Below are 16,659 nucleotides of genomic sequence, written 5' to 3' on the forward strand. Positions count from 1 at the left end.
GGAGAAGCGAAGCGATGGGGGAACTCCAGTCGCTGTTCAGCCAATGGTTAGGAAATATTCCTAACCATTGCGCGGGAGAGTAGAGACGGTCGAGGGGGGTGCGCAAGACCCTGAACGCGATCCGCAGATATGACCTTCGTTCAGATACATGAGCGGTGAGCTGGTTTGAAGGGCCGTCAGACGCGGACGTGTGTGGCCAGCGTGTCGATGAAGGCCGTGGCGAGCGGGTCCGGGGCGGGCCGGGTGTAGGCGGCGAGAACGCGCCGGACCGGAGGCTCGGGTCGCAGGAGGCGGCCGGCGAAGCGCTCCGGCAGGAGGTTGGCCGGAACGAGCGCGGGGCCGAGTCCCGCGGCCGCGAGGAGCGGCGCGGCGGCGGTCTGTTCGGTGCGCACGGAGGTACGGGGCCGGAAGCCCGCCTCGGCGCACGCGGCGTCCACGACTTCGGCGAGACCGTTGCCGGGCGCGTACTGGACCCACTCACGATCGGCGAGGTCGGCGAGACGCACCCGATCGGGCCCGTCGCTCACCGGGGCGCTGCCCGACGTGTCGTCGTCGGCCGGCAGGACCACCACGAACTCCTCCGTGCCCAGCTCCCGTACCGGTCCCTCCCAGTCCGCCGGCACCGGGCCGATCGCCAGGTCCGCCCGGCCACCGGCCATCGCCGCCCGCAGGGCGTCGGCGTGCGGGAACTCAAGCAGCCGGACCCGGACCCCGGGGTGTTCCCCGTGCCAGACGCGCAGCACGGGCGGCAGCGCGCCCAGCGTGAGCGAGTAGACGACGGCGACGACGATCTCGCCGCCCTCCAGGCCGACGGCTCGGCGCGCCGCGCCCCGGGCCCGCTCCGCGTCGGCGAGCGCGGCCCGCGCGTACGGGAGCATCGCCCGGCCCATCGGGGTCAGCCGGACCGAGCGCGGCAGGCGCTCCAGGAGCCGGCCGCCGACCGCCCGCTCCAGGGCCCGCACCTGGTTGGAGAGCGCGGGCTGCGACACGTGCAGCAGGGCGGCGGCCCGGGTGAACGAGCCCGTGTCGACGACGGTGACCAGGTACTCGAACTGCCGGAGCGTTGCCATTCACGCATGTTATCGCTGGGGTAGAAATCAAGTCTTGGACCTATACGCGCTCTTCGGGGCAGCCTGGAAGAGCGCCGGACGCCCCCTCGGGAGACCGGCGGGCACCCCCTCGCACCGAAGGACTTCTCATGACCCTGGACCTCATCGCCAAGGAGGCGCTGGACGGCAAGCGCCTCGTCGTCGTCGGCGCGGGCTCCCGTACCGGCCGCAGGATCGCCCGGACCGCCTCGGCGGCCGGGGCGCACGTCGTGCTCGCCGGGCCGGACGCCGCGAAGCTCCGGGAGACGGCGGACGCCCTGCCCGGCCCCTCTGTCCTGCACCCGACCGACCTCGCCGACGAGGACACCATCGTCGAACTGGCCGCCAGGACCGGCTCCTTCGACCACCTCGTCTCCACGGCCGCGATGCCCGCGAACGGACCGGTCGCCGAACTGGAGCTCGCCGCCGTGCAGCGGGCGTTCTCCGCGAAGGTCTTCGGCCCGCTCCTCCTTGCCAAGCACCTCGCCGGGCAGGCCCGGGAGGGCGGCTCCTTCACCTTCTTCTCCGGCGTCGCCGCCTGGCGGCCTTCCCCCGAGCGCGTCGTGATGGCCACGACCAACGGCGCCCTGGCCTTCCTCGTCGAGGCCCTCGCCGTCGAACTGGCGCCGCTCCGCGTCAACGCGGTGTCGCCCGGCATCGTGGACTCCGGGGCCTGGGACGGCCTCGGCGACCGCAAGGACGCCTTCCTCAGCGGCATCGCAGAGCGGAACCCGGCCCGCCGCACCGGCACCCCGGACGACCTCGTACGCGCCGTCCTCTACGCGATGTCCAGCCCGTTCGTCACCGGAACCGTGCTCCACACGGACGGCGGCGGCCGCCTGTGAGCACCGACGGCCTCCCGCTCGCCGGCACCCTGACCGCCGAGGGCCACGCCGGCTGGCCCCCGGAACTGCGCGCGGAGTTCGCGGCGAACGCGTACAACGGCCACGTCGGCGGCCGGCTGCTCAGCGAGACCGACCGCGTCCGGATCTGGGAGATACGCCTCGCCCCCGGCGAACGCCTGCCCGCCCACCGGCACGTCCTCGACTACTTCTGGACCGCCGTCACCGCGGGCCGCAGCCGCCAGCACACCGACGACGGCACGACCCGCGAGGTCGTCTACACCGAGGGCGAGACCCGGCACTTCACCTTCGGCCCCGGCGACTTCCTCCTCCACGACCTGGAGAACACCGGGGACACCCCGCTCGTCTTCGTCACCGTCGAGTTCCTGCGGAGCGCGAACCGGCCCCTCCCGCTGGAGCCCTGACGGGCCGCGTCCGAAGGCCGCCGACGGGGCCGTACGGTAGGTCTGCACGTACAGCACGCGCCCCCGCCGCCGTGGCCGAAAGGCCCGGGCAGACGGCGCTCGACGACCTGGAGCCCCGTACCGTGACCGCCCGCCGGCCCCGCCCCCTCCGCGTCGCGCTCACGACCCTGACCCTGGCCGGCGTCCTCGCCGCCACGGCGGTCGGATGCGGGGCGCCCGGTGACGGCGAGGGCGGGGGCGACTCGGCCCCGTCCTCCCCGCCGCCCTCCTCCGCGCGCGCGGTCGTCCCGCCCGAGCCCCACGTCGGCTTCGACTACCAGATCGGCGGACCGTACCCGCCGCCCCCCGGAGTCGGCGCGGTCTCCCGCGACCGGACGGCGAAGCCGACCGAGGGGCTGTACAACATCTGCTACGTCAACGCCTTCCAGGCCCAGCCGGACGCCACCGACTGGTGGCAGGAGAACCACCCCGACCTGCTCCTGAAGAACGCCGACGGAGCGACGGTCATGGACCAGGACTGGGACGAGGCCCTCTTCGACATCTCCACCCCCGACAAGCGCGAGCGGCTCGCCGCCGTCGTCGGCGAGTGGATCGACGGCTGCGCGGCCGCCGGCTTCCAGGCCGTGGAGGCCGACAACCTCGACTCCCACGAACGCTCCGAAGGCCGCCTCACCCCCGAACACGACCTGGCCTTCGCCCAGCTGCTCGTCGCCCGCGCCCACGCGGCCGGACTCGCGATCGGACAGAAGAACGCCGCCGAACTCGCCCAGCGCGGCCGCGCCCTCGGCTTCGACTTCGCGGTCGCAGAGGAGTGCGGCCAGTACGACGAGTGCGGCCCGTACGCGACCGCCTTCGACAACCGCGTCCTCGTCATCGAGTACGAACCCCAGGGCCTCGCGCGCGCCTGCGAGCGCTGGGGCACCACCCTCTCGGTCGTCCTGCGCGACACCGACGTACGCCCCGCGGGCGAGACAGGCTACGTCCGCGCGACCTGCTGACCGAACAGACCCGACTCGTCCTCCTCGAACGGGAACCGGGCGATCGGGGCCTCCCGCTGGAAGAACGACTTGGCGCGGACGAGCGCCGCCGTGTCGTCACGCACCTGCCCCGGCCGCGAACCATTGCCGCGCAGCAGACCGCCGAACCGCATCCCCATGTAGGCGGCCGTGTGGTGGAGCGTCGTCTCGAGCCCGTCGGCGACGATGCCGTCGCGGTGCGCCATCACGCTCACGCCCCACAGCGTCCGGCCCGCCATCCGCTGCTTGAAGTCCGAGCCGGGCGTGTTCAGCCAACCTGACCAGTAGTCGAGGTAGCGCTTGGTCTGGGCGGAGAGGGTGTACCAGTACAGCGGCGAGGCGAGGACGATGTCCGTCGCCGCCAGCGTGGCCCGCCGCAGCACCTCCTCGTTCTCGCCGACCGGCCAGCCCTCGCCCTCGTGCCGGCCGTCCTGGAAATCGGGCAGCGGCAGCCGGGAGAGGTCCACCCAGTTCCGTGTGACGCCCTCCGGCAACTGCTCGGCCGCGGCGCGCGCGAGTATCTCCGTGTTGCCGTCCGGCCGGGAACTCCCGAGGACGAAGAGGAACGAGCGGTCGCCCGCCGTTCGGCGGTCGCGGTCCTCGTCGACCGGGCGCAGAGAGGTCATGGGGGTCTCCTGTGGTGCGTGTGCGGAATGTCCTTCCTGAAAGGGACGTTAAGCCTTCACACCGATGCGAAGGTCAAGCGCACACGAACGGGCAGGTCACATGCTGATCGGAGAACTGTCGAGGCACACGGGCGTCAGCACGCGGCTGCTGCGCTACTACGAGGAGCAAGGCCTGCTCGAAGCCGCCCGCGGCCCGAACGGCTACCGCGACTACGCCGACGACGCCGTGACCACCGTCCGCCAGGTCCGCGCCCTGCTGCGCGCGGGCCTGTCCACGGACGTGATCAGGGAGATCCTGCCCTGCGCCAGGGGCGAACTGCCCGAGTTCAACTGGTGCGTCGACGTCCGCGCGATCCTCGACCGCGAACTGGCCGCGGCCGACGCCCGCATCGACGACCTCCGCCGAGGCCGCGAGACCCTCGCGGGCTATCTGCCGACCCCCTGATCCGCCGTTCCGGTCGCCTCCCGCTCCCGGCGGCGGTCCCGGTACCGGCCCGGTGTCGTACCGAATTCGCGGCTGAAGGCGTGCGACAGCGCGTACGGCGTTCCGTAGCCGACGACGCGGGCGATCGCCGCCAGGGAATCCTCGGTGTCGCGCAGCCGCGCGGCGGCCAGGGTCAGCCGCCACCACGTGAGGTACGCCATCGGCGGCCGACCGACCAGGGAGGTGAACCGGCGCGCGAGCGTGGGCCGCGAGACGCCGGCCTCCGCGGCCAGCCGGTCGTTGGTCCAGGCGGCGGCGGGGTCGGCGTGCAGCGCCCGCAGGGCCGCCGCCGTCACCGGGTCCCCGAGAACGGCCGACCACGCCCCGCCGCCGTCCTGGGCCACCCAGGCCCTGATCATGTAGACCAGCAGCAGGTCGACGAGGCCGGGAACGGCGATCCCCGATCCGGGCCGGTCCGCGCTCAGCTCGCCACCCAACAGATCGATGGCGGCCCGCAGTTCGGCCTGGCCTCCCACCCGGTGCGGCAGATGGACGACGGTCGGAAGTTCGGCGAGCAGTGGGTGGACGCGGCTGTGATCGAGACGGTACTTGCCGCACAGAAGCTCAGCGCCGGGCGCGGACGAACCCGGCGTCCCACCGGTCCACCCGTCGAACGGCACCGCACGCGCGACGGTCTCCGCGTCGGCGGGGGAGTCGGCGATCACATGCCCCGTCCCGTGCGGCAGGAGCACCGCGTCGCCCACCCCGAGCGACACCGCCGGACCGCCGTCCGGCAGCAGCCAGCAGCCGCCCTCGAGGACCACGTGAAATCCCGCGCCGTCGTACGGCGCGAGCCGCGCACACCAACGCCCGTTCGCCCGCACGCGGTTGGACGATGCCCGCCCCATGCGTACGGTCGCGATCGCATCGCTCACCACATCCATGACGGCAGGGTACCTCTGGCATCACCGATGAGACGATCACGTATTCATAGGAGCAGTACGGGCATTGAGAGGCTCATGCAGGTCTCTCTAGGGTCGATTCCATGAACACCGCACAGAACACGCAGCGCATGACGCTGGGAGACGTCGAGGTCGTCCGGGTCATCGAATGGCAGGGAGCCTTCGTCCCCGCCGGAGGCCTGGTCCCGGACGCCGAGCCCGACCTGTGGCGCGCCAACGAGCAGTGGCTGGCGCCCGACCACTGGGATCCGCACACGGACCACGCCGTGATGGCGCTCCAGACCTGGGTCCTCCGCAGCGCCGGCCGGACCGTCCTCGTCGACACCGGCGTGGGCAACGGCCGCGAACGGCCCGGCACGCCGTTCCACCACTGGCAGGGAGACTTCCTCGACGGCCTGGGTCGCGCCGGGATCCGCCCCGAGGACGTCGACATCGTCGTCAACACTCACATCCACGCCGACCACGTCGGCTGGAACACGACCCGGACCGACGGCGAGTGGGTCCCGACCTTCCCCCGCGCCCGATACCTCGTCCCCGCGGCCGACGACGCCTTCTTCGGCCCGGGGAACGCCGAGGGGCGCGGAAGGCTGGAGCACGACCGGTTCGTGTACGAGGACAGCGTCGCGCCCGTGCACCGGGCCGGCCAGGTGGAGCTCTGGGACGGCACGTACCGCATCGACGAGCACCTGACGCTGGAGTCCGCGCCCGGCCACACTCCCGGCTCCGCCGTACTGAGGCTCGCTTCGGGAGGAGACCGCGCGGTCTTCGTCGGAGACCTCCTCCACAGCCCGGTGCAGCTCCTCCGAGCCTCCTGCAACAGCTGCTTCTGCCTGGACGCGGCGGCGGCCGTCACCAGCCGCCGCCGCGTCCTCGAACGGGCCGCCGCGGAACGGGAACTGGTCGTCCCCGCCCACTTCGGCGGCACCGGCATCGCGGAGGTACGCCGCGAAGCCGGCACCCTCACGGTCGCCCGGTGGCCCTAGAGGCCGTTACGGAGCGCTGGGCGGAGCCGCCGCGTATGCGGTCCTCAGCTTCGCCACGGCGCCCGTCAGGTTCCCCGTGAGCAGCAGGTGGTCCGCCTCGGCGAACGGCTTCGCCGTCGCCTGCGTGACGTTCTGGCCGATCCTCTGCTGGACGATCACCCGGGCCCTCGCCACCAGGTCCCTGCCCTCCGCCGACGTGCCGCGCCCGAGCGCCTGGAGGACCTTGGCCGCGAGGCCGATGGCCTTCAGGGCGGGCTCCCCGCCGGCCGGGGCCGGGGCGAGCGTGGTCAGCCCCCAGCCGTACGGGAACTGCGGATCGTAGGCCGTGTCACCGACGTTGACCGGCAGCTGTGCCTCGGACTTCGGCCAGGTCACCGGGAGCTGCCCGGTGAACGGACGGGAACCATAGAGCACGTCGGCGACCCCGTCGCCCTCCGTGCCCGGCAGCCACGACGCGACGAGCGCGTCGATCGCACCCAGCCGGTCACCGATGAGCTGCGGGCGCCCGGACACGACCAGGACCACGCACTTCATCGCGGCGCAGACCTTGTCGACAGCCGCCTTGTCGGCGGCGGTGAGCTCCAGGTCGTGGCCGTTGCCCACGTCCCCGATGCCCTCCGCGTACGGAGTCTCGCCGACGACGACCACACCGACGTCGTACCCGTCCGTGGCCGCCGAGGCGTCCTTCGAGTACGTGATCTCCGCGCCGGGCGCCGCTTTCCGCATGCCCTCCAGGATCGTCGTCCCCGTGGTCGTCCGGCCGGACGAGCCCTGCCAGCTGATGGTCCAGCCGCCCGCCTGGTTGCCGAGGTCATCGGCGTTCGACCCGGCGACGTACACCTTCCGGTCCTTCGCCAGCGGCAGCACCCCGCCCTCGTTCTTCAGCAGCACCTGGGACTTGGCGACCGCATCGCGCGCCACCGCCCGGTGCGCGGGGGAGCCGATCTCGTCCAGGTGGGAGGTGTCCGCGTAGGGCTGCTCGAACAGGCCGAGCCTGAACTTCTGCGTCAGGATCCGCGCCACCGCGTCGTCGATCCGCGCCTGGCCGATCCGCCCGGCCGTCACCTCGTCCTTCAGGGTCCCCGTGAAGCCCTGGTAGTTCGTCGGCACCATGATCATGTCGAGCCCGGCGTTGACGGACGTCCGCACGTCACTCGGGTAGTCGCCGGGGATCTGGTCGATCGCCTGCCAGTCGCTGATCACGAAGCCCTCGAAGCCCATGCGCTCCTTCAGGACACCGTTGATCATCTCCGCGTGGGCGTGCATCTTCACCGGCCCCTGGTCGTCGCCCAGGATGTCGAGCGAGGAGTACGAGGGCATGACCGTGCCCGCCCCGCGCTTCACCGCCTCGGCGAACGGCGCGAGATGCACCGCCTCCAGCTCCTCCCGGGTGACCTTCGTGACGCCCTGGTCGATCGTGTACGAACCGGTGGTCGAGGAGCCGAACTCCGTACCGCCGTCGCCCACGAAGTGCTTGGCGCTGGTCAGCACCTTGTCGTCACGGTCCAGGTCCCTGCCGTCCGGCGCGCCCTGCATCCCGTTGATCACGGTCTCCATCGCGGTCACCAGGGCGGGGTCCTCGCCGAACGCCTCGTAGGAACGCCCCCAGCGCTCGTCGCGCGTGACGCACAGACACGGCGCGAAGTCCCACGGGATGCCCGTCGCCCGGACCTCCTTCGCGGTCACGGCACCGGTCCGCTCGGCGAGCTTCGGATCACGCGCCGCGCCGATGCCGATGTTGTGCGGCATGATCGTCGAACCGACCACGTTGTTGTGGCCGTGCACCGCGTCCACGCCGTAGATCAGCGGGATCTGGAAGCGGGTGGCCTGCGCGCGCAGCTGGTAGCCGTCGATCATCTTCGCCCAGGCGGCAGGCGTGTTGGGGGAGGGCACCGACCCGCCGCCGGAGAGCAGCGAGCCGAGGTCGTAGGAGGCGATGTCGCCCGGCGACCGCAGCGCGTTGCGCTCGGCCTGCGTCATCTGGCCGGCCTTCTCCGCGAGCGACATCCGCCCGAGCAGATCCGCCACCCGCTTCTTCACCGGGAGCTTCGCGTTGAGATACGGCAGGCCATGGGCGTTCACGACGACCACCGGCTGCTCGGCCGGGGCCTTGGCGCCCGTGACGCCCAGCGTGAGCGGGATCGTCTCGGCCGACTCGGCGGAACGGTCCTTCTTCGTGGCCACGGCGATCGACCGGGTCGTGCCGGAGGCCGTACCGGACGGGAAGGTCACGGAACCGCTCACGGGCGTGTAGTCCGCGCCGGACTCGGCGCTACCGTCTCCGCCGTCGGTCGTGTACGTGACAGTGACCGGCTCGGCGAGCGGAATCGAGCCCGTCGTGGCGACGGACACCTTCACCTCGGCGGTGCCGCCCTCGTCGACCGGGTGCACGGCGGCGCCGGTGACGACCTTGGTGTTCAGGGCCGGCTCGGCCGTCCCGTACAGCTCGACGCCGTCCATCGCGAAGGCGCCGGGCGAGCCGGGCGGTAGCGTGAGGGCGTACCCCCACATCTCGTTCAGACCGAGCACCTGGTCGATGCCGCCGACCGGCTGGTAGTCGGCGCGGTACTGGAACTCCGAGAACGGGATCTCGACGAGGTGCCAGCCCTCCCAGTCGTCCGTGAACGACATGGTCCACAGCTCGGACGCCTCGCCGTTCGTCCCGCCGTCCTTGAGCTCGAAGTTGACGCGCTTGCCGGAACCGGGCGGCAGGGGAGCGGTGTTCTGCCCGTACCACCAGAAGCGGATGCCCTTGTACGCGGTCCAGTCGTGGGCGGGCCTGTCGAACGCGAAGTCGTGGCTGAACCCGCCCCAGCCGCTGATGTCGTAGTCGCCTTCGAGGACCGTCGCGCCCTCGGGGGCGTCGGCACGCTCGGCCAGCCGCAGCTTCGGCGGGTCGTCCGCGTCGCTGCCCCACGTGAAGATGCCTTCCGCGGGCGGTCCGGCGAAGGGGATCTCCCCTTCGAACCGGTCGACGGCCACGGGCGCGTTCGCGGGCTCGTCGGCTGCGGCGCTCGGCAGGGTCGCTCCGGTGAGGAGGGTGCCGAGCAGAGCGGTGACGGCGATCACCGCCGTTGTTCGTGGCATTGCGGCTCCTTGTACGGGACAGAGGGACGTGCGGGTACGGGGGAACTGCGTACGGGAACGGGGGCGCGCGGCGGGACCGGGGCCGGTCCGGGAGCGACGGAGATACGGAGGTGTACGGGTCTAGGGGGACTGGCGGCCGGGTGCGGAGCGCCGTACGACGAGTTCGGTGGGCAGGACCACCGGTTCACGCGGGATCGGCTCGCCGCCGAGCCCGGCGAGGAGCATCCGCGCGGCCGTCTCGCCCATCCGGCGCATGGGCTGGCGGATGGTGGTCAGCGGCGGTTCGGTGTGCCGGGCCATGGGAATGTCGTCGAAGCCGACGACGGCCACGTCGTCCGGGACACTCCGCCCGGCCTCGCGCAGTGCGCGCAAGACACCCGCCGCGATGAGGTCGTTGTGCGCGAAGACGCCGTCGAAGTCCCGGCCTTCGGCCAGTGCCCGCCGTACGGCGGAGCGCCCGGTGTCCTCCGTGAACTCGCCCTCGACGACCAGATCGGTCGCCAGGACGTCACGGAACCCTTCGAGTCGTTCCCGTACGCAGCCGAAGTCGCGGCGCCCGGTGACGACCAGCGGCCGGGTGCGGCCCGAGGCGAGCAGATGGCGTGCGGCGGCCTCGCCGCCCGCGCGATTGGTGGTGGCGACCGAGGGGAACGCCGGGTGCCGGCCCCGGTCGTCGATGAGCACCACGGGCAGGCCGCGCCGGTGCATCGCCGCGATCGTGTCGAGGGTGTTCTCCGGTTCGACGACGAGGAGCCCGTCGAAGGCCCGGGCGGACACCTGACCGGCGAAGTGCCGGACGGAGTCGGCACCCCGGTTGCACGTGAACAGCAGCAGCCCGTACCCGGCCGCCTCGACGGTGTCGACGACACCCTGGAGGACCTCGCCCATCCACGGCCAGGTGAGCGACGGCGTCAGCATGCCGATCGTCCGGCTGGAGCCGCGCGCCAGACCGACGGCCCCCGAGCTGGGGACATAGCCCAGCACATCGATCACTTCACGAACGCGGGCGGCGGTCGCCGAGTCCACCTCCGCCCCGGTGTTGAGGACCCGGGAGACCGTCGTCTTGCTGACACCCGCCTGACGTGCGACGTCGGCGATCGTGACACGCATCGGGGCCTCCGCGTCGAGGGGACTGACATCGGTGTCGGTACCGCTTCCGGAACCGGTTCCGGAACGATGCGGCGAGTCAACCGCCACCCTGCTCCACCGTCAAGAGTTCACGCGGTGAACGTCTCAACTCGGCCCATGAGTTCAGGATGTGAATGCGCGACACCTTGACGGCCGACCCGATGCCCAGTTCACTCTCGACGCGACCCGGCCCGGCCACTGACCGGACCCGCGGCCCCCACACCCCCACCGCCGAGAAGGGCACTCACATGCTCCGTTCGACGCACAGCCGCACCCGAATACGCCCCCACAACCGCCTGCTCAGAACCCTCCTCGCCGGCGCGCTCACCGCCTCGGGCCTGACGGGCCTGGCCGGAATCACGGGCCTCTCCGCCGGCACCGCGCACGCCGCGGGGGAGCAGGTGAACGTCTGGCTCACCACCACCGACGACGCGGGCGGCCGCCACGTCACGCGTGGCCTCCAGCAACAGACGCCGACCGTCTTCCAGAGCGGAATCGGCGGCGCGGGCACCACCCTCACCGTCGACGAGAACACCCGCTACCAGACCTTCACCGGCGGCGGCGCCTCGTTCACCGACACCGCGGCGTGGCTGATGAAGGGCTCCGGAGCCCTGTCCCAGGAGACCCGGGACGCGACGATGCGCAAGCTCTTCTCGCCGACCGACGGCATCGGCCTGTCGTTCGTCCGCAACCCCATGGGCGGCTCGGACCTGGCCCGCTTCGGCTACACGTACAACGACCTGCCGGCCGGTCAGACCGACCCCACCCTCGCGCGCTTCTCCCTCGCGCACGACCTCCAGGACGTCCTGCCGCTCACCAAGCAGGCCAAGCAGCTCAACCCGGCCCTCACCCTCGTCGCCTCACCCTGGACCGCGCCCGCCTGGATGAAGGACAGCGGCCAGCTGAACGGCGGCTGGCTGAAGGCCGAGCACTACGGCGCGTACGCCGACTACTTCGTCAAGTACCTCCAGGGCTGGCGCGACCAGGGCGTCCCGGTCGACTACGTCACCGCCCAGAACGAACCGACCTGCTGCTCCGGCTACCCGTCGATGAGCTGGAACGCCTCCGGGCTCGCCTACTTCACCAAGAGCGAGCTGCTGCCGGGGCTCCAGTCCGCCGGGCTGCCCACCAAGGTCCTGGCCCACGACTGGAACTGGGACACGTACGACGCCTACGCCGCCCAGACGGTCGACGACGCCGCCGTGCGCAGCCACCCCAACTTCGGCGGAATCGCCTGGCACGGCTACGGCGGCAACGTTGCCAAGCAGACCGAGATCCACGACCGCTACCCGCAGCTGAACGCCTTCCAGACCGAGCACTCGGGCGGCACCTGGATCGCGAACCAGCAGCGCGAGGACATGATGAACATCATCGACTACACCCGTAACTGGGCGAAGTCGGTCACCAAGTGGTCCCTCGCCGTCGACCAGAACAGGGGCCCGCACAACGGCGGTTGTGGTGTCTGCGACGGCCTGATCACCGTCCACAACGGTGACTCGCGGCACGGCCAGGTCGACTACACGATCGAGTACTACACCATGGGCCACCTCACGAAGTTCGTCCGGCCCGGCGCCCACCGCATCGCCTCCACCGCCACCTCCGACGTCCCCAACGTCGCCTGGCGCAACCCCGACGGCTCGAAGGCGCTCATCGCCTACAACGACTCGACGAGCGCGCGGCAGATGACCGTGAACTGGGGCGCGAACCACTACACGTACACGCTCCCCGGCAAGACCTCCGCCACCTTCACCTGGGCGGGCACCCAGTCCGCCACCCAGTCCCTGGTCGGCCTCGGCGGAGCCTGCCTCGACGTCGCGGGCGGATCCGCCGCGGACGGTACGCCGGTCCAGCTCTACCAGTGCAACGGCTCGGCGGCCCAGAACTGGACGCTCCACCCCGACGGCACGGTCCGCGCCCTCGGCAAGTGCCTGGACGTGACCGGGGGTTCGACGGCGGACGGCGCCAAGGTCCAGCTCTACACCTGCAACGCCACGGGCGCCCAGCACTGGCGCCACGAGCCGGCCTCAGGTGACCTCGTGAACGTGGCCGCGGACAAATGCCTGGACGCCACCGGCAACTCCTCCACGAACGGCACCCGCGCCCAGATCTGGTCCTGCACGGGAGCGCCCAACCAGAAGTGGCGCCGGACCGTCATCTAGGGCCGCCCGGGGGTTCGTGGGCGCGTGACCTAGGGTGCGTACGCATGACCGACCGCGTACTGGAACTCCTGCGGAGCCGCCCCGAACTCGCCGCACTGGCCGAGTTCCCCTTCAACTTCGACATCGGCCGGGCGTACCACGTGGAGGATGTCCACCTGGCGTCCGGCGCGTCGTTGGAGGCGATCGCCGGTGACGACACCGGCGGCACGTACTTCCTCTGCGGAGGCGCGGCCGTGCTCCACGCGTCCTCCGACGGGTACGCCTCGCTCCTCGCCGACTCCGTGACCGAGGCGCTGGAGATGCTCGTCCGGCTGCCGGAGTGGTGCGAGAACGTCGAGCCGGGTATGGACGAGGAGGCTCTGCTCGCCGCCGTACGGGAAGGGGACGACGAAGCCCGCGAGGAGTTCGCCCCCGAGCTCGACGCCCAGCGGGCGGCGCTGATCGACGGCCTCGGCCTGCCGGACCGTCCGCTGGCCGAGCTCCTCGCCCTCTCGGAGTCGGCCACCCGGCGCACCGATCCGCACTACGTCCTGCTCAACTCCCAGGAGCTGCGGGCGTACGAGTTGGAGGAGGCCTACCGGCCGAACCTCCGCGACCTCGTCGCGGAGGACCTCGAAGGCCTGCCGCCGGGGAGCCCGTTCACCTGGATCGAACTCGCCCGCCGCCAGGGCCACGTCGAGCACGCCCGCATCGCCCTCATCCGCATGCTGGACGAAGCGGGCCCGGCCCGGGAGCCCCTCCGGCTCATCGGAGACGCCCTGGAACGCCTGGGCGACCACGTCCAGGCGGCACGCGCCCGGTCCTACCTCGGCTCTCCGGGCCGTTCCTGACCCGCGGGGAACCGTCCGGGAGCGCATGACAGGCGCTCCCGGACGGACCTGTTGCCGTGCGCGCGGAATGCGCCGCCGTCGGGTCGGTCAGTTGACGAAGACGGGTGCGCCGCCTTGAGTCGTGTCCGAGACCGGGGCGTACTTCGCCGTGAAGTAGCCGTTCGCGGGGCACGTGCCGGGCCCGCTGGCCTTGGTGAACCGCTGGTTGGCGAAGGCCAGTGAGTTGTCCGTGTTCGATGGGGTCGCCGTCAGAGTCGTGGCCCGGTAGACGCAGGTCGTCAGACCCAGGATGGTGTTGATCTTCAGGGTGGTCTGGATCGGGCCCGTGCTGCCCGCGGTCACGGTGAGCGCGCCGCCGGACGTGACGGCCGTCGTGTACGGCAGGTTGTTGACCGTGATGCTCTGCACGCCGGTCGCTCCCACGATGTTGGTCGTACAGGTGCTCAGGATGTGGGAGTTGAGCGTCTCGGTCGCGGTCCCGGGTGCGGCCGGGTTGCTCGTGACGGTCGCGTTGAACGCCGAGACGTTGCAGGTGATCCCCGTGCTGCCGCCGGAGGTCGTGGCGATCTTCGCGGTGGTGCCCGAGGCGAGCGAGGCGGTGAGCACGTCGCCGACCGCGACGGCCGGACCGCTCGCGCTGCCGGTCGTGAGGACTTCGCCGGCGGCGCCGGTGGCGATGGCCGGGTGGGTGACGGCCAGGACGGCGGCGAGGGCGGCTCCGGCGGAGACCAAGAAGACACGCTTGTTCATGGTGGGGGTTCCTTTCGTCCCAGGGTGGGGGTGCTCGAAGAGGCTCGAAGAGCAGGGCGGAGCGAAGGGGGGATCCTGGGTCGGGCCGTTCCGGCGCCACGGATCGGCCCAGCGGTGTCGCGGGACGCGACGAGAGCGTGATACACGATGAGCGGTGCGGTGTTGCCGCGTGTGTGTGCGGTGCGGTGCACGGCGGTGCGGTGCGCGGTGCGGAGCCTTGCGCCGCACAAGAGGAAAACCCATCAGGGTTGTAAACCTGTCGAGTATGTGACGTCAACAGCCCCGGGGGGATGTGGCCGGTGATGGGTGCTCGTCCGACCGAGGAGTGGCAGGCGCTGCCCGGCGCCCGCACGGGCCGCGACCCGGAGCGTTCCCTGCGCCCAGGGCCCCGTCGGCTGACGCCGGAGCAGGTGGCCTCGCGCCAGCGCGAGCGGCTGCTCGACGGGGTGGCCCGCATGGTCGCGGCGCACGGCTACGGCGGTGCCCGGATCAGCGACATCTGCCGGGCCGCCGGAGTGACCCGCCCGGTGTTCTACGCCCTGTTCACGGGCAAGGAGGACGCGGTTCTTGCCGCGTACCGGAGCGGTACGCAGATGGTCGTACGGGCCATGGAACGGGCGTACGCGGAGGCGGGCGGCGCGGCGTCGTGGCCGACGGCCGTGCGGGCGGGGCTGCGGACGATGCTGGCCCTGCTCTCGCAGACGCCCGCGTTCGCCCGGATGGTGGTCGAGATCGAGTCGGCGGGCCCCGCCGGCCGCCGCGCCCGCGCCGAACTTCTGGCCAGTTTCCGCCGGTTCTTCGTCCACGCCCCTCCCGCGCCGCCGGGAGTCGCGCGGGAGGAGCTGGTGGACACCGTCGTCGGCGCCGTCCACGCGGCGGTCCACCGCGCGGTGGACGAGGACCGCACGGACCGCCTCCCCCTCCTGCTCGACACCCTCGTGCACGTCGTGGTGTCCCCGTTCAGCCACCCCTGAGGCGTTCCGTCTGATCGATCAACACCCGTCCCTCGCACACTAGTTGACTGGGCGGTAACGACGGGTTTACGGTCCAGGCGGTTCCCTGCCACGCGGCCGCCTCCGTACGACCACGCGAGGAAAACCCGGGCGGGCACGGGAAACCGGCACACCGCCACACCACGCACACCACCGTCCGCGCCAGGACATCGCCGCCACAGGTCTGTTTCCTCACGACTCATGACTGTCAGGAGCACCTCATGGCTACGTCCGAAGACCCCACCCCCACCGCGTCCTTACCCGCGTCATCCGCCTTACCCGCGGCCGAGGAGCCCCGCCGCAGAGGCCGCGTCCGCTTCCGCCGCGCCGGCCTCATGGCGCTCCCCGCCTGCGCGATCGCCGGCACCCTCGTCGTGCTGACCGCCCAGGGCGCGCTCGCCGCCCAGTTCGCCATCTCCGGCATGCCGTTCGTGGTCAAGGCCGACACCCTCAAGGGGACCGGCTTCGGCCAGTTCGGCGGGATGGACACCATGCCCGAGGGCAGCCCCAACGCCGGTGACACCGGCGGCCAGGTCCTGGTCATCGTCACCGCCATCCGACAGGCCGAACTGACCAACCTCTGCCAGAGCGTGGAGCTGGGCGGAACCCATCTGCTCATCACGGCCGGCAACAGGGGCACCCCCGTCAAGGCCGCGGGCCTGACCACGGACTCCACCGAGATCTCCGGCAAGGTCGCGGCGTTCGACAACATCGAGATCGGCGGGGACGCCAGCACCTTCGACAAACCCCCGGTCAAGGGCCCGCTCGGCTCCTTCGGCCAGCAGGCCGACACCGTCACCATCACCGACGTGTACCAGAAGAACTACGCCACCACGGCCACCCGCTTCACCCTGCCCGACCTGCACATGAGCTTCTCTTCCGAGGGCTGCTGACCATGACACCGCCGGTCACCGGCGGCGGTCGACACCCCTGGCGGGCCTTCGCCGGATGGCGTCACCGCCGCCCCTTCGCCCCGGGCCTCCTGGTCCTGCTCGGCGGCGTGGAGATCCTCCTCACCCAACGGGCGAGCGTCACCGTCATCCTCACGGCGGGGGCGGACAGCCTGGCCGGCTACGTCCTCCCGGTGATCATGATCGTCTGCGGGGCGCTGATCGTCCTCAACCCGCGCCAGCGCCTCTTCTACTCGATCGTCGCCGTCCTGGCCTCGCTCGCCACCTGGGTCACCTCGAACCTCGGCGGGTTCTTCATCGGGATGCTCCTCGGCCTCGTCGGCAGCTCACTCGCCTTCGGCTGGCTCCCGGACCAGCCGGCGCGCCGCTGGCGCCTGCCTCGCGCACGCCGCGAGAAACGGGCGTAGACGTAAGACCAGGGCGCTGTCGCCGACAC

16 protein-coding genes are annotated in these 16,659 nt (G+C 71.6%); 10 read left to right on the forward strand and 6 right to left on the reverse strand.

The window, feature by feature from the left end:
- Positions 1-176 precede the first annotated feature (176 nt).
- Positions 177-1,070: a LysR substrate-binding domain-containing protein gene (locus ACFWRO_RS28495; RefSeq protein WP_384514764.1), complete on the reverse strand. Its 894-nt coding sequence runs from the start codon at positions 1,068-1,070 to the stop codon at positions 177-179.
- A 128-nt stretch (positions 1,071-1,198) separates the two neighbouring features.
- Between ACFWRO_RS28495 and ACFWRO_RS28500 the strand changes: the two genes are divergently transcribed.
- The 3 genes from ACFWRO_RS28500 to ACFWRO_RS28510 all read left to right on the forward strand — a co-directional run bounded on the left by ACFWRO_RS28500 (position 1,199) and on the right by ACFWRO_RS28510 (position 3,353).
- On the forward strand, positions 1,199-1,933 hold the full coding sequence (locus ACFWRO_RS28500) for an SDR family oxidoreductase (protein WP_384514767.1): 735 nt from the start codon (positions 1,199-1,201) through the stop codon (positions 1,931-1,933).
- Positions 1,930-2,355, forward strand: coding sequence for a hypothetical protein (locus ACFWRO_RS28505; RefSeq protein ID WP_384514770.1), 426 nt, complete (start codon positions 1,930-1,932; stop codon positions 2,353-2,355). Before ACFWRO_RS28500 ends, ACFWRO_RS28505 begins: the two co-directional genes overlap by 4 nt.
- Before the next feature lie 71 nt (positions 2,356-2,426).
- Positions 2,427-3,353 (forward strand): endo alpha-1,4 polygalactosaminidase, encoded by a 927-nt coding sequence (locus ACFWRO_RS28510; RefSeq protein ID WP_384514773.1) that lies wholly within the window; start codon positions 2,427-2,429, stop codon positions 3,351-3,353.
- Here the strand turns inward: ACFWRO_RS28510 and ACFWRO_RS28515 are convergent.
- Positions 3,332-3,997, reverse strand: a complete 666-nt coding sequence (locus ACFWRO_RS28515; RefSeq protein WP_384514776.1) for a flavodoxin family protein — start codon at positions 3,995-3,997, stop codon at positions 3,332-3,334. The genes ACFWRO_RS28510 and ACFWRO_RS28515 overlap by 22 nt on opposite strands.
- A 100-nt stretch (positions 3,998-4,097) precedes the next feature.
- Here ACFWRO_RS28515 and ACFWRO_RS28520 point away from each other — a divergent pair, with 100 nt between their 5' ends.
- A complete protein-coding gene (locus tag ACFWRO_RS28520) occupies positions 4,098-4,442 on the forward strand; it encodes a MerR family transcriptional regulator (protein ID WP_384514778.1) in 345 nt (114 codons plus the stop codon).
- Here the strand turns inward: ACFWRO_RS28520 and ACFWRO_RS28525 are convergent.
- Complete coding sequence (locus tag ACFWRO_RS28525; protein ID WP_384514781.1) at positions 4,424-5,365, reverse strand: AraC family transcriptional regulator; 942 nt, start codon at positions 5,363-5,365, stop codon at positions 4,424-4,426. The genes ACFWRO_RS28520 and ACFWRO_RS28525 overlap by 19 nt on opposite strands.
- A 101-nt stretch (positions 5,366-5,466) precedes the next feature.
- On the opposite strand from ACFWRO_RS28525, the gene ACFWRO_RS28530 reads away from it, so the two are divergent.
- On the forward strand, positions 5,467-6,366 hold the full coding sequence (locus tag ACFWRO_RS28530; protein ID WP_384514785.1) for an MBL fold metallo-hydrolase: 900 nt from the start codon (positions 5,467-5,469) through the stop codon (positions 6,364-6,366).
- A 6-nt stretch (positions 6,367-6,372) separates the two neighbouring features.
- On the opposite strand, the gene ACFWRO_RS28535 is transcribed toward ACFWRO_RS28530, so the two are convergent.
- On the reverse strand, positions 6,373-9,453 hold the full coding sequence (locus ACFWRO_RS28535) for a glycoside hydrolase family 3 N-terminal domain-containing protein (protein ID WP_384514788.1): 3,081 nt from the start codon (positions 9,451-9,453) through the stop codon (positions 6,373-6,375).
- A 120-nt stretch (positions 9,454-9,573) separates the two neighbouring features.
- On the reverse strand, positions 9,574-10,563 hold the full coding sequence (locus ACFWRO_RS28540; protein WP_384514791.1) for a LacI family DNA-binding transcriptional regulator: 990 nt from the start codon (positions 10,561-10,563) through the stop codon (positions 9,574-9,576).
- Between the two features lie 266 nt (positions 10,564-10,829).
- Here ACFWRO_RS28540 and ACFWRO_RS28545 point away from each other — a divergent pair, with 266 nt between their 5' ends.
- Both ACFWRO_RS28545 and ACFWRO_RS28550 read left to right on the forward strand, forming a co-directional pair.
- Positions 10,830-12,740, forward strand: a complete 1,911-nt coding sequence (locus tag ACFWRO_RS28545) for a ricin-type beta-trefoil lectin domain protein (RefSeq protein ID WP_384514794.1) — start codon at positions 10,830-10,832, stop codon at positions 12,738-12,740.
- Between the two features lie 44 nt (positions 12,741-12,784).
- Positions 12,785-13,570, forward strand: a complete 786-nt coding sequence (locus ACFWRO_RS28550; protein ID WP_384514796.1) for a hypothetical protein — start codon at positions 12,785-12,787, stop codon at positions 13,568-13,570.
- Between the two features lie 87 nt (positions 13,571-13,657).
- Here the strand turns inward: ACFWRO_RS28550 and ACFWRO_RS28555 are convergent, their stop codons facing one another.
- Positions 13,658-14,320: a Tat pathway signal sequence domain protein gene (locus ACFWRO_RS28555; RefSeq protein ID WP_384514799.1), complete on the reverse strand. Its 663-nt coding sequence runs from the start codon at positions 14,318-14,320 to the stop codon at positions 13,658-13,660.
- A 302-nt stretch (positions 14,321-14,622) separates the two neighbouring features.
- Between ACFWRO_RS28555 and ACFWRO_RS28560 the strand changes: the two genes are divergently transcribed.
- From ACFWRO_RS28560 to ACFWRO_RS28570, 3 genes are all read left to right on the forward strand, one after another.
- On the forward strand, positions 14,623-15,294 hold the full coding sequence (locus tag ACFWRO_RS28560; protein WP_384514801.1) for a TetR/AcrR family transcriptional regulator: 672 nt from the start codon (positions 14,623-14,625) through the stop codon (positions 15,292-15,294).
- A gap of 239 nt (positions 15,295-15,533) precedes the next feature.
- Positions 15,534-16,205, forward strand: a complete 672-nt coding sequence (locus tag ACFWRO_RS28565) for a DUF6230 family protein (RefSeq protein WP_384514804.1) — start codon at positions 15,534-15,536, stop codon at positions 16,203-16,205.
- 2 nt (positions 16,206-16,207) lie between these two features.
- Complete coding sequence (locus ACFWRO_RS28570) at positions 16,208-16,630, forward strand: DUF6114 domain-containing protein (RefSeq protein WP_384514807.1); 423 nt, start codon at positions 16,208-16,210, stop codon at positions 16,628-16,630.
- Positions 16,631-16,659: the final 29 nt, after the last annotated feature.

Origin of the sequence: Streptomyces sp. NPDC058579 (assembly GCF_042718575.1) — a bacterium.
Classification (GTDB): Bacteria; Actinomycetota; Actinomycetes; order Streptomycetales; family Streptomycetaceae; genus Streptomyces.

Coding starts and splice junctions, on each gene's coding strand:
- ACFWRO_RS28495 (WP_384514764.1), bottom strand. CDS start 1,070: ATGGCAACGCTCCGGCAGTTCGAGTACCTGGTCACCGTCGTCGACACG.
- ACFWRO_RS28500 (WP_384514767.1), top strand. CDS start 1,199: ATGACCCTGGACCTCATCGCCAAGGAGGCGCTGGACGGCAAGCGCCTC.
- ACFWRO_RS28515 (WP_384514776.1), bottom strand. CDS start 3,997: ATGACCTCTCTGCGCCCGGTCGACGAGGACCGCGACCGCCGAACGGCG.
- ACFWRO_RS28520 (WP_384514778.1), top strand. CDS start 4,098: ATGCTGATCGGAGAACTGTCGAGGCACACGGGCGTCAGCACGCGGCTG.
- ACFWRO_RS28525 (WP_384514781.1), bottom strand. CDS start 5,365: ATGGATGTGGTGAGCGATGCGATCGCGACCGTACGCATGGGGCGGGCA.
- ACFWRO_RS28530 (WP_384514785.1), top strand. CDS start 5,467: ATGAACACCGCACAGAACACGCAGCGCATGACGCTGGGAGACGTCGAG.
- ACFWRO_RS28535 (WP_384514788.1), bottom strand. CDS start 9,453: ATGCCACGAACAACGGCGGTGATCGCCGTCACCGCTCTGCTCGGCACC.
- ACFWRO_RS28540 (WP_384514791.1), bottom strand. CDS start 10,563: ATGCGTGTCACGATCGCCGACGTCGCACGTCAGGCGGGTGTCAGCAAG.
- ACFWRO_RS28545 (WP_384514794.1), top strand. CDS start 10,830: ATGCTCCGTTCGACGCACAGCCGCACCCGAATACGCCCCCACAACCGC.
- ACFWRO_RS28550 (WP_384514796.1), top strand. CDS start 12,785: ATGACCGACCGCGTACTGGAACTCCTGCGGAGCCGCCCCGAACTCGCC.
- ACFWRO_RS28555 (WP_384514799.1), bottom strand. CDS start 14,320: ATGAACAAGCGTGTCTTCTTGGTCTCCGCCGGAGCCGCCCTCGCCGCC.
- ACFWRO_RS28560 (WP_384514801.1), top strand. CDS start 14,623: ATGGGTGCTCGTCCGACCGAGGAGTGGCAGGCGCTGCCCGGCGCCCGC.
- ACFWRO_RS28565 (WP_384514804.1), top strand. CDS start 15,534: ATGGCTACGTCCGAAGACCCCACCCCCACCGCGTCCTTACCCGCGTCA.
- ACFWRO_RS28570 (WP_384514807.1), top strand. CDS start 16,208: ATGACACCGCCGGTCACCGGCGGCGGTCGACACCCCTGGCGGGCCTTC.